At 50.5% G+C, this 14394-nt stretch carries 14 protein-coding genes; 13 read left to right on the top strand and 1 reads right to left on the bottom strand.

Annotation, left to right across the window (positions count from 1 at the left end; all coding sequences use genetic code 11):
• Positions 1-67: 67 nt before the first annotated feature.
• The 12 genes from hemA (at position 68) to rlmM (ending at position 11634) form a co-directional block, all read left to right on the top strand.
• Entirely contained in the window at positions 68-1324 is a 1257-nt protein-coding gene (gene hemA / locus L1285_RS03255) for a glutamyl-tRNA reductase (protein ID WP_235410968.1), read from the top strand.
• 7 nt (positions 1325-1331) lie between these two features.
• Positions 1332-2417, top strand: coding sequence for a peptide chain release factor 1 (gene prfA / locus L1285_RS03250; RefSeq protein ID WP_235410967.1), 1086 nt, complete (start codon positions 1332-1334; stop codon positions 2415-2417).
• The gene (prmC, locus tag L1285_RS03245; protein ID WP_235410966.1) at positions 2417-3265 is read left to right on the top strand and encodes a peptide chain release factor N(5)-glutamine methyltransferase; all 849 of its coding nucleotides are present in this window, start codon (positions 2417-2419) and stop codon (positions 3263-3265) included. The genes prfA and prmC overlap by 1 nt, the downstream gene beginning before the upstream one ends.
• A 141-nt stretch (positions 3266-3406) precedes the next feature.
• Positions 3407-4948: a response regulator gene (locus tag L1285_RS03240; RefSeq protein WP_046006610.1), complete on the top strand. Its 1542-nt coding sequence runs from the start codon at positions 3407-3409 to the stop codon at positions 4946-4948.
• Between the two features lie 29 nt (positions 4949-4977).
• The gene (locus L1285_RS03235; protein WP_235410965.1) at positions 4978-5352 is read left to right on the top strand and encodes a SirB2 family protein; all 375 of its coding nucleotides are present in this window, start codon (positions 4978-4980) and stop codon (positions 5350-5352) included.
• 144 nt (positions 5353-5496) lie between these two features.
• Positions 5497-6300, top strand: a complete 804-nt coding sequence (locus L1285_RS03230) for a tetratricopeptide repeat protein (RefSeq protein ID WP_235410964.1) — start codon at positions 5497-5499, stop codon at positions 6298-6300.
• A gap of 110 nt (positions 6301-6410) precedes the next feature.
• Positions 6411-7661 carry a DUF819 family protein gene (locus tag L1285_RS03225; RefSeq protein ID WP_046006607.1) on the top strand — a complete coding sequence of 417 codons (1251 nt, stop codon included), beginning with the start codon at positions 6411-6413 and terminating at the stop codon, positions 7659-7661.
• A gap of 33 nt (positions 7662-7694) precedes the next feature.
• On the top strand, positions 7695-8549 hold the full coding sequence (kdsA, locus tag L1285_RS03220; RefSeq protein WP_046006606.1) for a 3-deoxy-8-phosphooctulonate synthase: 855 nt from the start codon (positions 7695-7697) through the stop codon (positions 8547-8549).
• A gap of 62 nt (positions 8550-8611) precedes the next feature.
• The gene (locus L1285_RS03215) at positions 8612-9505 is read left to right on the top strand and encodes a transcriptional regulator GcvA (protein ID WP_046006605.1); all 894 of its coding nucleotides are present in this window, start codon (positions 8612-8614) and stop codon (positions 9503-9505) included.
• The gene (locus L1285_RS03210; RefSeq protein WP_235410963.1) at positions 9502-10164 is read left to right on the top strand and encodes an alpha/beta family hydrolase; all 663 of its coding nucleotides are present in this window, start codon (positions 9502-9504) and stop codon (positions 10162-10164) included. The genes L1285_RS03215 and L1285_RS03210 overlap by 4 nt, the downstream gene beginning before the upstream one ends.
• Positions 10157-10525, top strand: a complete 369-nt coding sequence (locus L1285_RS03205; protein WP_235410962.1) for a DUF423 domain-containing protein — start codon at positions 10157-10159, stop codon at positions 10523-10525. Before L1285_RS03210 ends, L1285_RS03205 begins: the two co-directional genes overlap by 8 nt.
• A 23-nt stretch (positions 10526-10548) precedes the next feature.
• The gene (rlmM, locus tag L1285_RS03200; RefSeq protein WP_125716511.1) at positions 10549-11634 is read left to right on the top strand and encodes a 23S rRNA (cytidine(2498)-2'-O)-methyltransferase RlmM; all 1086 of its coding nucleotides are present in this window, start codon (positions 10549-10551) and stop codon (positions 11632-11634) included.
• Between the two features lie 101 nt (positions 11635-11735).
• Here the strand turns inward: rlmM and L1285_RS03195 are convergent, their stop codons facing one another.
• The gene (locus tag L1285_RS03195; RefSeq protein ID WP_235410961.1) at positions 11736-12176 is read right to left on the bottom strand and encodes a hypothetical protein; all 441 of its coding nucleotides are present in this window, start codon (positions 12174-12176) and stop codon (positions 11736-11738) included.
• Positions 12177-12416: 240 nt separating this feature from the next.
• Here L1285_RS03195 and L1285_RS03190 point away from each other — a divergent pair, with 240 nt between their 5' ends.
• Complete coding sequence (locus L1285_RS03190) at positions 12417-14297, top strand: hypothetical protein (RefSeq protein ID WP_235410960.1); 1881 nt, start codon at positions 12417-12419, stop codon at positions 14295-14297.
• The last annotated feature ends 97 nt before the right edge of the window (positions 14298-14394 follow it).

Raw genomic sequence — 14394 nt, 5'->3', positions numbered from 1 at the left:
TCCATATTCGATTGATTTTTGGTAAAATTAGCGGCTTTAAAGCAGGGCTTGAGCAATACTGGCAGTTATGACCATCATCGCACTTGGGATCAATCACAAAACCGCGTCCGTCGAATTGAGGGAAAAAGTCGCTTTTTCTCCGCAACAGCTATCGGATGCGCTACAGCAGCTGTCTGAGTTACCGCAGTTTAATGAGTCCGTGATTGTTTCTACCTGCAATCGGACCGAAATCTATTGTAGCCTTGGGGACTCGAATTCCCAAGCGCTTCTGGGCTGGCTGGCTGAATTTCACCAGATAGAAGAGCAAGAGCTGGCCGAAAACGTCTATGTGCATCACAATCAGGATGCCGTCAATCACCTGATGCGGGTGGCCTGTGGCCTGGACTCATTGGTGCTGGGCGAACCGCAGATTCTGGGTCAGATCAAGCAAGCTTACAACAGTGCCAAGGCACACAGCGGCATTCAGCCGGTGTTTGAACGCTTGTTTCAAAAAACGTTTTCTGTGGCCAAGCAGGTGCGCACCGAGACTGAAATTGGTGCCAGCGCTGTCTCTGTGGCGTATGCGGCCGTCAATCTGGCCAAACATATTTATGGTCAGCTGGAAAAAACCAATGTGCTATTAATCGGTGCGGGTGAAACCATAGAGCTGGTAGCCAAGCACCTGTCTCAGCACAACCCCAAAGCCATCACAGTCGCCAACCGCACTATTGAGCGGGCACAAACGCTGGCCGACGAAATAAACGCCAGTGTCATTTCTTTGGCCCAGCTGCCAGAGCAATTACACCAGGCAGACATAGTGATCAGCTCCACCGCCAGCACTTTGCCCATCATAGGTAAAGGGGTGGTTGAGCAGGCTCTGAAAAAACGCAAGCATAAGCCGATGTTGTTCGTGGACATTGCGGTGCCACGTGATATCGAAAGCCAGGTCAATGATTTAGATGCAGCTTATCTATATACAGTGGACGACCTGCAGGCGATCGTGAATGAAAACATGGCGTCGCGGGAACAGGCAGCACGCGAAGCCCAGCATATCATTGATGACAAAACCCACGAGTTTGCACAGTGGCAGCGCTCTTTGACCTCGGTGGATGTGATCCGTGACTATCGTGATTCGGCCCAGACGATTAAATTAGAGCTCGTGGAAAAGGCGTTAAATCAGCTACAATCGGGTAAGAATTCAGAAAAGGTCTTGTTAGAGCTGGCAAATAAGCTTACCAATCGACTCACTCATGCACCGACCCGGGCCATTCAGGCGGCGGCAAAAGAGGGTGATATAGAGCGCATTGCAGTATTAAAACAAGCATTAGGTATTGAGCAGGAATAAAAGTTAAATGAAAGAGTCCGTCTATCGTAAGTTGGAAACGCTGGTAGAGCGCCACGAAGAAGTGGAAGCCATGCTGGGGGATCCGGAAGTTATTGGCGATCAAAATCGTTTTCGCGCGTTATCAAAAGAATACTCAGAGCTGGAAGACGTCGTGAAGGCATTTACGGCTTATCAGCAGGCGCAAGAAAACGTGGCTGCGGCTGAAGAAATGCTGAAGGACTCAGATCCTGATATGCGCGAAATGGCGCAGGAAGAATATAAAGAAGCAAAAGAACAAATCAGTGAGCTTGAAGATCAGCTCCAGATCCTGATGCTACCGAAAGACCCCAAAGACGACAATAACGTATTTTTGGAAGTCCGTGCCGGTACGGGCGGTGACGAAGCGGCTATCTTTGCCGGTGACTTGTTCCGTATGTACAGCCGTTATGCCGAAACCCAGAAGTGGCAAGTGGAAGTAGTCAGTGCCAACGAAGGTGAACACGGTGGCTACAAAGAGATCATTGCTAACATTAAAGGCGATGGCGTGTACGGAAAGCTCAAGTTTGAGTCGGGCGCGCACCGTGTACAGCGTGTACCAGAGACTGAATCTCAGGGCCGTGTTCACACTTCAGCGTGTACCGTGGCAGTAATGGCGGAGATCCCGGAAGCGGAAGCCATCGAAATTAACCCAGCCGACCTGAAAGTCGACACCTTCCGTGCCTCGGGCGCCGGTGGTCAGCACGTTAACAAAACTGACTCTGCTATCCGTATTACCCACATCCCAACGGGCGTTGTGGTGGAGTGTCAGGACGAGCGTTCGCAGCACAAAAACCGCGCCAAAGCACTGTCGGTACTGGGCGCGCGCCTGCAACAGGCAGAAGATGAAAAACGTCAGGCTGCTGAGGCAAGCGAACGTCGTAACCTGGTAGGTAGCGGTGACCGCTCTGAGCGGATCCGGACTTACAACTATCCGCAGGGCCGTATTACGGATCACCGTATTAACCTGACGCTTTATCGTCTGAATGAAGTTGTGGCCGGTGATCTGGGTGCGGTTATCGACCCGTTAGTATTGGAGTATCAGGCTGACTTGTTGGCAGCCATGGGCGACGACTAATGACGCAACATTCAACCCTTGCCCAGGCGATTGCCTGGGCGAGCGGGCAACTTCAAAGCAGCTCAGAGTCGGCGAAACTTGATGCCGAAGTGCTGCTTTTGCATATCCTTCAGAAAAACCGTAGCTATTTATTTGCCTGGCCCGAAGCTGAACTAAACGCCGAGCAACAGCAGCGTTTTGCAACCCTAATCGCGCGTCGACAAGCGGGTGAGCCAGTTGCCCACCTTACCGGAGAGCGGGAATTCTGGAGCCTGCCTTTATACGTCAATAACAGCACACTGATCCCTCGTCCGGACACCGAAACCCTGGTTGAGCAGGCGCTTGCATTGCCTTTGTCTGCGCAGGCCAAAGTACTCGACCTGGGCACCGGGACGGGCGCCATTGTGCTGGCACTGGCATCGGAGCAACCCGGCTGGCAGCTAACCGGTGTTGATTTCTCACATGATGCGGTAGCACTGGCAGAGAAAAATCGTCAGCGCCTTGGATTTGAACATGTTGAGATCCGCCATAGTGACTGGTTTTCAGCATTAGCAGATCAGCGTTTTGATCTGATTGTCAGCAATCCGCCTTATATCTGTGAGCAAGATGAACACCTCAGCCAGGGCGACGTGCGTTTTGAGCCATTATCGGCTTTGGTCGCCCCGGAGCAAGGTTATGCCGATATCCGTCATATCATTGAGCAGGCTCTGGCCTATCTGGCGCCAGATGGTTATCTGATGTTTGAGCACGGTTATCAGCAGGCCGCTGGCGTTCAGCAGATTTTTGCACAAATGAACTATCGCAATATACTTACAATAAAAGATATGGCAGGCTGTGATAGGGTGACGATGGCGCAAAAGCCGCAATAATCCCACCTGGTTAAATCGCAGCAGTATGCATAGCCTGGACTTCTGTTCAGGATGAACATGCGCATACAGTGTCGGCTTTAAGTCCGCCAGCGGAGTATTGCTGGCGAGATATATGTATATAAGACTGTTAAGGACTCTCCAATGGATGATTTTTTGTTTTCAGACGATCCGGGTGAAGTAGAAGTACAGGAAAAAAGTGGCACCTGGAAGGTCATCATTGTTGATGATGAACCAGAAGTGCATGCGGTAACTAAACTCGCGCTCAGCGACTTTGAATTTCAGAAAAAGCGCCTGGAATTTCTCAGCGCCTATTCCGGTGAGGAAGCAAAAAAGGTGGTTATGGACCACCCCGATGCAGCCATTGTATTACTTGATGTGGTGATGGAAACGGATGATGCGGGCCTGCGAGTCGCGCAATTTATCCGTGAAACAGCAAAGAATAACAACATTCGCATTATTTTGCGTACCGGCCAGCCTGGCCAGGCACCGGAGCGTCAGGTTATCGTCAATTATGATATCAATGACTACAAGTCTAAAACAGAACTGACGGCGCAAAAGCTGTTTACTGTGGTGATGTCGAGTCTGCGCTCTTACCGGGATATCTTGTCCATTGATCAATCTCGCCAGGGGCTGGAAAAAATCATCACAGCCTCACGTAATATCTTTGCCTCACACTCCATTGATCAATTTATAGAAGGCGTTATCCAGCAGCTTACCTCGTTACTGGGAACTGTGGATGAAGCCATTTATGCCACCTCTTTGGTGGCCAGCAACGACCCTAGTGACAGCAGCGATAAACTGGTGGTGTTTACCGGTCGGGGCGAATTTGCCAGAAGCGAAGGCAAACCAATAGAAGAGGTACTGGCGCCGGAACAAATGGAAGCCTGCCGGCAGGCCTTGCAGGACCGCGGGATTGTCTACAAGGACAACTACCTGTTTGCTTACTGCTCCAGCGAATATAATCATGCGTCTATGTTGTTTGTATCGGGGATCCCTGAGTTTTTGACCGACACACAAAAACACCTGATCAAAATATTCTCGCAAAACGTACAACTGGCCTATGAAAATGTTCAGCTGCAGGCGGAAATTGAAGATACCCAGCAGGAGCTGGTATATCGCCTGAGTGAAGCGCTGGAGCAACGCTCGACTGAATCGGGTAATCACGTAAAACGTGTCGCTAACATCTGTTATGTGCTGGCCAAGCGCTATGGTCTGAGTTATCGCGAAGCCGAGTTGGTGCGACTGGCGTCTCCACTGCACGATGTGGGCAATGTGGGCATTCCCGATGCCATTTTGAACAAACCCAATAAGCTTGCGGACGAAGAGTGGGAGGTGATGAAATCTCACACTCAAAAAGGCTATCAGATCCTGCGCGATTCACGCCGTGAAATTGTCAATGCCGGCGCTATGATCGCCCGTGACCATCACGAGCGCTGGGATGGCAGCGGCTACCCGAGCGGTAAAAAAGGCGAAGAGATCCATATTTTTGGTCGCATTGCCGCAATTGCGGATGTGTACGACTCAATGCGTCATGAGCGCTGTTACCGTCCTGCTTATAATCTGGAAGAAGTGGTAGCAGAAATTAACAGCCAAAAGGGCAAGCATTTTGACCCCAAACTGGTTGATGTGTTTAATGACGCAATTGATGAGCTAGAGCAGATCCTGGCTCGCCTGGAAGATTAATTTAATCGTTTATTTATTAAGGGGCAATTTTGGACTACATGGCACTTAAACACACGCATGTGATGTTTGCAGTTTTGAGTATTATTTTGTTTTACACCCGGGCCATCTCGCGCCTGGCCAGTGGTAAACTGGCTGCCAACAAAGGGGTGTTTATCGCCAGCCACAGTGTTGATACTGTGCTGCTTATCTCGGCGGTGTCACTGGCGGTGATGGCTAGTCTCAATCCGGCGCAGCAGCCCTGGTTGATGGAAAAAATTATCCTGGTTATTGCCTACATTGCACTGGGTTTTGTAATTGCAAAATCAACCACCAAAGCCAAACAGGCAGGCGCTCTGGTGCTAGCCACACTGACCTTACTGGCTGTTGGCTACCTCGCCAGCGCCAAAAATGCCCTGATATTATAATGCTCAGGCCGGGTAGCCTTGCTGCCCGCTAACCTCCCGCAACTGGGCCTTGCTGCCCGCGCATAAAAATCCCCTTGGGAATGTGTTGAAAAATGTTACACTAGTCCATTATGACTATAGACAGTAGAAAATAGTTCGTTATTTATGACTGATATCTGGTTCGATGAACACGACACAAGTACGGATCATTTCTCGACGCCTGCCTTGTTACGTTGTATCTGGGCTGAGCCACACTGGGATGCGCAGGCCGATACCTCACACACGCTATGTTTGCTGGCCGAGCTGGAGCAGGCTGTTGACGACATTTGTCATCAAAATGATGATAAGCACAAGTGTGTGGATGCACTGCTCGATACGTTTTATACCCAATGGTTGTTTAGCGGCACGGACCAAAAAGTCCCTGAGCATTTACTAAACAACGTCTGCTATGTGTTAAAAATGCGCAGCGGCACCAGCATGGCGCTGGCCCTGATCCTGGTGCACTTAATGGAGCGCGCTAAGCTGACTGCAAGCCTGGCCATCAACCAGGGAGATGTGCTGGTTCACATCGCACTGAGTGACGAGGAAGGCTACATCATAGATCCAAGCTCTGGCCACCAGTCCTGGTATGTGATCCCGGAAAATGGCGATGATAAAGAGCAGGAGCCCATGGAGCTGGTATTTGGTGAAGAAGCCTTCAAGCTTTACCTTGCCCAGCAAAAATGGTCGTTTATTGCTGCCGAAAAATTTGGTCATGCACTGAGCTGCGTTGAAATGCTGATGGAATTACTGGGTGATGATCCTTATGAGCGTCGCGACAGGGGCTATTTGCTGAATCAACTTAACTGCCCGAAAATGGCCAAAGACGATCTACAGTTCTTTGTGGATGAATGTCCGGACGACCCGACCATAGAGCTCATTCAAAATCAAATCGCAGAGCTGGCCGATCACAATAATATCCTGCATTAAGTGAGGCCAGCAGGCACTGCATGTTAGGGAGCTTCGCCGTTTTGTTCACTTGCATACCCGGCATGGCTTCCCAAGCGGTTTTTGTATAATCAAGGAAACAGAGAGATCCCATGCAAGAGAGTAGTGTACTCATTACCAATAATGCCGTTGTGCTTGGCCTGTTAGCCATCATTCTGGGTTTTGTATTCTATACCTCCAATCTGAAAACCGGGTTCTGGGCCAAGTTTTATCGCTATGTGCCGGCCCTGTTAATGTGCTACTTCCTGCCTTCCCTATTGAATACCTTCGGTATTGTCGATGGTAGCGGTAATGATGTGTATACGGTTGCTAAGTACTTTTTACTGCCAGCCTGTCTGGTGTTGTTGACCTTAAGTATCGATCTTAAGTCCATTATGGGGCTCGGCAAGCGCGCCATCATTATGTTTCTGACCGGTACGGTTGGCGTGGTGCTTGGCGGGCCGATTGCATTGCTGATCACGGCCACTTTTATGCCGGAATTACTCGGTGTTGCCGGGCCAGAAGCCGTCTGGCGAGGTATGGCGGCGCTGGCCGGTAGCTGGATTGGCGGTGGTGCCAACATGGTGGCGATGAAAGAAATTTACGGCGCCGGCGGGGAGATCTTTACCATTATGGTAACGGTCGACATAGTGGTTGCCAACCTGTGGATGGCGGGCCTGTTATTTTTGGCCGCCAGACATAAAGACATTGATGCGCGAACCGGTGCTGATACGGCCTCGATTGAGCGCCTGATTGACAAAGTGCAGGCCTTCGAAGCCGAGCACGCAAGACGGCCCGAATTAAAAGACTTAATGCTGCTGATCGCCTTTGCCTTTGGTGCAACCGGCCTGGCGCATTTTGCCGCCGATCTGCTGGTACCCTACTTTGCCAGTAATTTCCCGGAGCTGAAGAAGTTTTCTCTGCATTCCAAACTGTTCTGGATCATCGTACTGGTCACCACCATCGGCCTTGCGCTGTCTTTCACCAAAGCCCGCAACTTTGAGGCCGTGGGCGCCTCCAAAGTGGGTAGCAGCTTCTTATACATTTTGGTCGCAACCATAGGCTTGCACATGGACATCACCAAAATCGTCGAGGCTCCTAAGTATGTGGTCATTGGTCTGATCTGGATGGCAGTGCATGTGGGGTTATTATTTTTGGTGGCTAAACTCATTAAAGCGCCCGTGTTTTACGTGGCGGTTGGCAGCAAGGCCAATATTGGTGGCGCGGCGTCTGCGCCTGTGGTTGCGTCAGCGTTCCATCCGGCACTGGCTCCGGTGGGCGTACTGTTAGCCGTATTGGGCTATGCGCTGGGCACCTACGCGGCCTGGCTATGCGGACAACTTTTACGTGTGATTGGCAGTTAGCGCTGCCAGTTAGCGACTATTTTAGGAAAAACAATGAATACACAGATTATCAAAGTAGCAGACATCGAAGTTGCTAACGACAAACCTTTTGTGCTGTTTGGTGGCATGAATGTGCTGGAGTCTCGCGACCTGGCCATGCGTATTGCCGAGCACTATGTTGAAGTGACCAGCAAACTGGGCATTCCTTATGTGTTTAAAGCCTCGTTCGACAAAGCCAACCGTTCTTCAATTAACTCATACCGTGGTCCGGGTATGGAAGAAGGGCTTAAAATCTTTGAAGAAATCAAAAGTACCTTTAACGTGCCGCTTATCACCGACGTGCATGAGCCGCATCAGGCTGCACCCGTTGCCGAAGTGGTTGATGTGATCCAGCTTCCGGCCTTTTTAGCGCGTCAGACCGACTTGGTTGTGGCCATGGCAAAAACCGGCAATGTGATTAACGTGAAGAAACCTCAGTTTCTGGCACCACACGAGATGCGCCACATCATCAAAAAGATGAGCGAAGCGGGCAACGAGCAAGTGATCTTGTGTGAACGTGGTACCAGCTTTGGTTATAACAACCTGGTGGTCGACATGCTGGGTATGGATGACATGAAGCACATGGCACCGGTTATCTTTGATGCCACACACGCCCTGCAGCGCCCGGGTGGCCGCAGCGATTCGGCCGATGGTCGTCGTGCGCAGGCGGCGGAGCTGGCACGCAGCGGTATGGCGCTGGGCCTGGCGGGCTTGTTTATTGAAGCGCACCCCAATCCAAACGAAGCCAAGTGCGATGGCCCGTGCGCACTGCCGCTGGCAAAGCTTGAAGGCTATTTGCAACAGATGAAAGCTGTGGACGATTTGGTCAAGAGCTTTGCACCGTTAGATACCAGCGCTGCCGATCTGTAACATGACACTTGCTGGCGGAGAAGACTCCGCCATTTTCATCAGCCTGGTTTGGAATTCCCGCCATGTCACGACGATTACCCCCATTAAACGCACTGAAAGCTTTTGAGGCCGCAGCCCGGCATCTGAGTTTTACTAAGGCCGCAGAAGAGCTGTTTGTCACTCAGGCAGCCATTAGCCACCAGATCAAAATTCTGGAAGAACACCTCGGGGTTAAACTCTTTTTACGTAAAAACCGCTCCTTGCTGTTAACGGAAGAAGGGCAGGGTTATTTCCTGGATATCAAAGAGCTGTTTTCTCAGCTGATCGATGCCACCGAAAGGCTATTAGCACGCGGTGCAAAAGGGTCGCTTACTGTGAGCCTGACGCCCAGTTTTGCCATTCAGTGGCTGGTGCCCAGGCTGAGCCTGTTTAATGAATTGCACCCCGACATTGATGTGCGAATAAAAGCACAGGATCTGGATGAAAACTCATTAACCGATGACGTGGATGTGGCCATTTATTATGGCCGGGGCAACTGGAGCGGCGTGCAAACCCATAAGCTGCATACTGAATACCTGGTGCCCATGTGTAGCCCTTTGCTGCTCAATGGCCCTAAGCCGCTGGATCAGCCCAGTGACCTGGCGAATCACACCCTGTTGCATGATACCACCCGACGCGCCTGGAAAGCCTGGCTGAAAACCGCCGGAGTGCGCAATGTACCGGCTAACACCGGACCAATTTTCAGTCACTCGTCTATGGTGACTCAGGCAGCGGTGCATGGCCAGGGGATCGCACTGGGCAACAGCGTATTGGCTAAACCCGACCTGGATGCGGGCCGTTTGATCATTCCATTTAGCCATCACCTGGAAAGTAAAAATGCTTACTATCTGGTGTGTCGTGAATCTCAGGCTGAATTAGGTAAAATAGTGTCCTTCAAAAACTGGATGCTGGAAATGGTAGAGCAGGAACAACAATGACGCACAGCGAAGTAAAGATTGATATCGAGTGGCATCAGGCTGACGCACCTCTGGCGCAACTTATCCTGGCCCATGGCGCAGGAGCGGGCCGCGACAGCGACTTTATGCAGGACATGGCAAACCGCCTGAGCGCGTTGGGAGTCACCGTCGGGCTGTTTGATTTTGGCTATATGCAGATGGCAAAGGCGCTTGATAAACGTCGCCCGCCGGAGCGTGCCCCTAAACTGCTGGCCCATTATCGCGATGTGCTGAGCGCGCAGCTCGACGGCTTACCTGTGTTTATCGGTGGTAAGTCTATGGGCGGGCGGATGGCATCTATGCTGGTCTGTGAAGACGATATTCAGGTACAGGGCGTGTTTGCGCTGGGTTATCCGTTCCACCCACCAGGCAAACCCGAGAAACTGCGTACCGAGCACTTTGCCGATATCCCTTGCCCGTTTGTGGTGCTGCAAGGAGAGCGCGATACGTTTGGTAATCACGCCGAGGTAACCGCTTTGGCAGCGCAAGCCGAAGAAAAGATCTGGCCTGAACTGTTATGGCTTAAAGATGGCGACCATTCGTTAAAGCCGCGCAAAGCCAGCGGCCTGACAGAAGCGCAAAACCGCCAGCTGGCAGCTGAGGCCATTGCAGCTAAAATTGCGGAGATACTCAATGGCTAAGCTATTCTTACTGCTGGGCGGGGCATTTTGTATGCTGTCGGTCATGCTGGGGGCCTTCGCCGCCCATGGCCTGAAAAGCCGTTTAAGTGACTATGCCATTGGCATATTTAAAACCGGCGCTGAATATCAGATGACCCACGGTCTGGCATTGCTGGCCGTGGCCATGCTCCTGAAATGGGGCGTGAAAGTTCAGCTCTCGGGCTATTTATTTGCGACCGGGATTGTCCTGTTCAGTGGCAGCTTGTATTTGCTGGCGCTGACCGGTGCCAAGTGGCTGGGACCGATTACGCCACTGGGCGGACTGTGTTTTATTCTTGGCTGGGCCTGGCTGCTGTTTCAGGTTGCCCGCCAGCCCTTTTAATTGATTAGAGACTTTTTATCACTATGTCTAGTGTGGTTATTTATTGCCGAAGCGGCTTTGAAAGCGATGCGGCGGCCGAAATTACGCATCACGCCGCGTTACATAATGTCGCCGGTTACGTGAAAGCTAAGCCCAATACGGGCTATGTGACCTTTGAGTGTTTTGACCCGGCTCAGAGTGAGCTGCTACTTAAGCAGGTTGATTTTTCCAGCCTGGTGTTTGCCCGCCAGTGGTTTGCGGGTGTGCTGTTAAGCAAAATGCCCGTTGAAGACCGCGTATCTGAGATCAAGCAGGTGGTTGGGGATTTTCCTTTGTGTGGCGATCTGCGGGTAGAAACCCCGGATACCAATGAAGGCAAAGAGCTGTCGAAGTTCTGTAAAAAATTCTCGACGCCACTGGCCAAAGCGCTGGAAAAGCAAAATAAGCTGACCCGCGACCACAAAGCCCACAAACCTGTGCTGCATGTGCTGTTTCTGGCAAACGACACCGCCTATGTCGGTTACTCATTCAGTCATAACAACTCGCCGTTCTTTATGGGGATCCCCAGGCTGAAAATGCCGGCAGATGCACCGAGTCGCTCAACGCTGAAGCTGGATGAAGCCTTCAATGTGTTTGTTGGTAAAGAGAACGAGCCAGAGCGGGTTCGATCTGGCATGCGCGGCGTGGATCTGGGTGCCTGTCCGGGTGGCTGGACCTACCAGCTGGTACGCCGCGGGTTGTTTGTGGCGGCAATTGATAACGGTCCGATGAACGACGATTTAATGGAAACCGGGCAGGTAAAGCACTTCCGTGAAGACGGCTTTAAATACCGCCCCGAAAAGCGCAACATCGACTGGCTGGTGTGTGACATGGTCGAAAAACCAACCCGCGTCAGCGAGCTGATGGTCGACTGGATAGTCAACGGTTTTGTCCGTGAGTTGATCTTCAACCTCAAGCTGCCCATGAAAAAGCGCTTTGATACGGTTTATGAGTGTTTAACACTGATCCACGACGAGCTGAAAAAATACGGCGTAGGCTATGAGCTACAGGCTAAACACCTCTACCACGATCGCGAAGAAGTGACCGTGCATATTCAGGTACTGAAAGTGCCGCAAAACCTCTACAGTTAAGTTATATTCGGCGGCAGTCTTGTTGATTGCCGCTCGCTCCATCCTTCATAAGATTACCACTCAAAATAAAGAGAAACGGCGGCTGATTTCGAATATCCTCATCAAAGCCGCGTGATTAAATGGTGCAGCCGTGGTTGTAAATCACCGTAGATATCGGGGTCAGTATTAAATTCGCCCAGCCTGTTCGAGATAAAAAGCAACGCCTCTCTACTTTGGTGTAAGAGTTCTATGGTGTTGACTGTTTCGTCACTTAGCTTGCCTTCTAATAAGGTCAGAAAACAATCGGCTATTGCTGATTTATCGAATTCGTCGTGCCTAAACGTGACGATAAAGCGGACAAAATAGGGAAAACAGGCCATCAGTAAATTGGCCGGCATAAACCTGAGTTCATCTGCACGATCAAGAAAATTGATTTGAAAGCGCTTTAGTATCTCTTGCTCTGACTGGTTAAAAAACACCGATTTGGCATAGATTAAATCAGGATCTGCTTCACTTTGCGCAATCGCCTCATCCCACTGGTTTTCAGATATATTTACTGACATGTCGTATTAGTCCTGACCGGATACGCAGGCCCATTACCGGTGCACTATAAAATTGTTTCTATATTAGTTCCATTTTAAGTCGTGTCCAAGACCTTTTACTTAACTTACTATTACCGACTCAAAGATGTTCTTTGGGGCGGTTAGTCAATTTGTATGAAGCATTGCATTCAGAGTTATAAATGATGTGGCTATCCACAGTGTGACTATACTTTATCCGTCCAATGACAGGAGAAAAGGAATATGAAGATACTCAGCGGGCCTATGCTCAGGCGTTTAGAGTCTAACTGTGCTTATATCTGGCTGGTGATCCAGGGGGAATTTGACGTTGCATCACTCAGTGCACAAACCTGGCTGGGGAGCGAACAGCTATCTGGTGATTGCGAGTGTACCGCTATAAAGCTGTCAGAGTCACTCCACGCCGTGATGGTGTGCCTGAAAGCGCCAGCAGGCGGCTGGCCAGAGGCAAATTCCGTGGGATATGACCTGTGTTATGAGCAGCAAAGCATGTTTCAGTCGGCCTATTTTGAGGGGCCTTTACCTCTGTATCATGGCGAAGCGTATCCCAGTTTTCGATATTACTCGCGTATCACGCAAATGATGAGTGCATCTTGTCGTAAGCCTCATGGTGCAAAGCAGGATGCGCTGGCGGCATACGACCGTAAGATTGAACAATCCGGGCCGTTGAATAAACTCCCTGATGTGTTATTTCTCACCGGCGATCAGATCTATGCCGATGATGTAGACCCGCAGGTTGCTCAATTGATCTATCAATATTCCGGTGAGCTTTTTCCTGATGAGGCACTGGCAGAGCAAGGGCAAAATAGATTGTCACTGGACTCAATTGGCTGGCGCAATCGAAATTTGTTACTGAATAAGGAAAATGGTTTTTACACAACAGCAGGGGAGTATCATTTACTTGGTTTTCGTGAGTATCTGACCATGTATCTGTTGGCCTGGGGAGGACTTTGCCGCGACCTGCCTGAACCCGTTATACCTATGCCCACGAAACATAACAACGGGGAGTTAAGCAAGCGGCAAATTGACCAAGACCGTGCTGTGTGGCGCAGTTACAATAAGGCGCGCAACTTTGTTGGTCAAAGCTGGCGAGTCCGGCGCCTGCTGGCACATGTGCCCAGCTATATGATGTGCGATGATCATGAAGTGACCGATGACTGGAACCTCAGTGCGCAAATTCAGGCGCAACTCAGTGCGCCGGGGAGCCTGGGTCAACAAGTGGTGACTAATGCGCTGACAGCATTTGCGCTTTGCCAGGCATGGGGTAATGCGCCCGAGCAATATCATGAATTAATAACGCAGACCTTGCCTGCTTTTATTGATGGTCTGACAGAATACAATGCTCAACAATATCAAGACACTTTTAAAAAACTCACCACACTAAACTTTACGGTACTCAGTGCAACACAGCCGCCAGCTTTGATATTAGACACCCGAACACAAAGGGCGTTTCGACCTGGTAAGCCATTCGCACCATTGTTAATGAACGACACCGCGCTGAGTCAGGTGAAGGCATTGTTGGCAACGCTGGAGCCGAATACGCAAGAGCTGGTGGTGGTGTCACCAGCCCCTGTGTTTGGCTTTACGGAGTTGGAACAACTGCAACTCGGAGCAGTCAGCATGCTAAAACATCAAGGGGCAACGCGATTCGATGGAGAATGTTGGATAAGCGATGCTGCACAAATGCAGGCACTGACCGACAACTTGCTGACTCTACCTGCCCTCAGCCACTGCTATTTGCTCTCTGGTGACGTGCATTATGGCTATTGCCGCAGTCATAAAAAGTCACACCCTGCGAATAGTCACAGTGTTGATTTTTGGCAGCTTACCAGCAGCTCGGTATCGAATGCGCCCACCGGGATACTGGAAACATCACTAAAAATGCTTCATCAGGGAACCGTACTGGGGTTATCCATAAATCCATTCAAACGCAAGAATACTCAGTATCTTAAGCCGGTAAACTGGCAGGGGAAATTCCTCTCTGGCCATCTTAATCTCGGCTGGCTGAACCTGACGGATAAACGTTATACCATGTCGATATTGCGCCCAAATGGTAAGTGGTCTGATTGGCAGTATGATTTAACTAAGCCGGATTTGCTGGAGTAAACATAGCCAGAAAGTCATACAAGTGAATACGCCGGTTGACCGGGGGGCGCACAGCCTGGATACTGGCTTCTCGGTCAAACTAAAAAACAAGGAAGAA

The organism is Pseudoalteromonas sp. DL2-H2.2, assembly GCF_021532535.1.
Taxonomy (GTDB): Bacteria; Pseudomonadota; Gammaproteobacteria; order Enterobacterales; family Alteromonadaceae; genus Pseudoalteromonas; species Pseudoalteromonas rubra_A.
The sequence above is the reverse complement of the archived record's forward strand: the minus strand, read 5'-3'. Positions and strand labels throughout refer to the sequence as shown.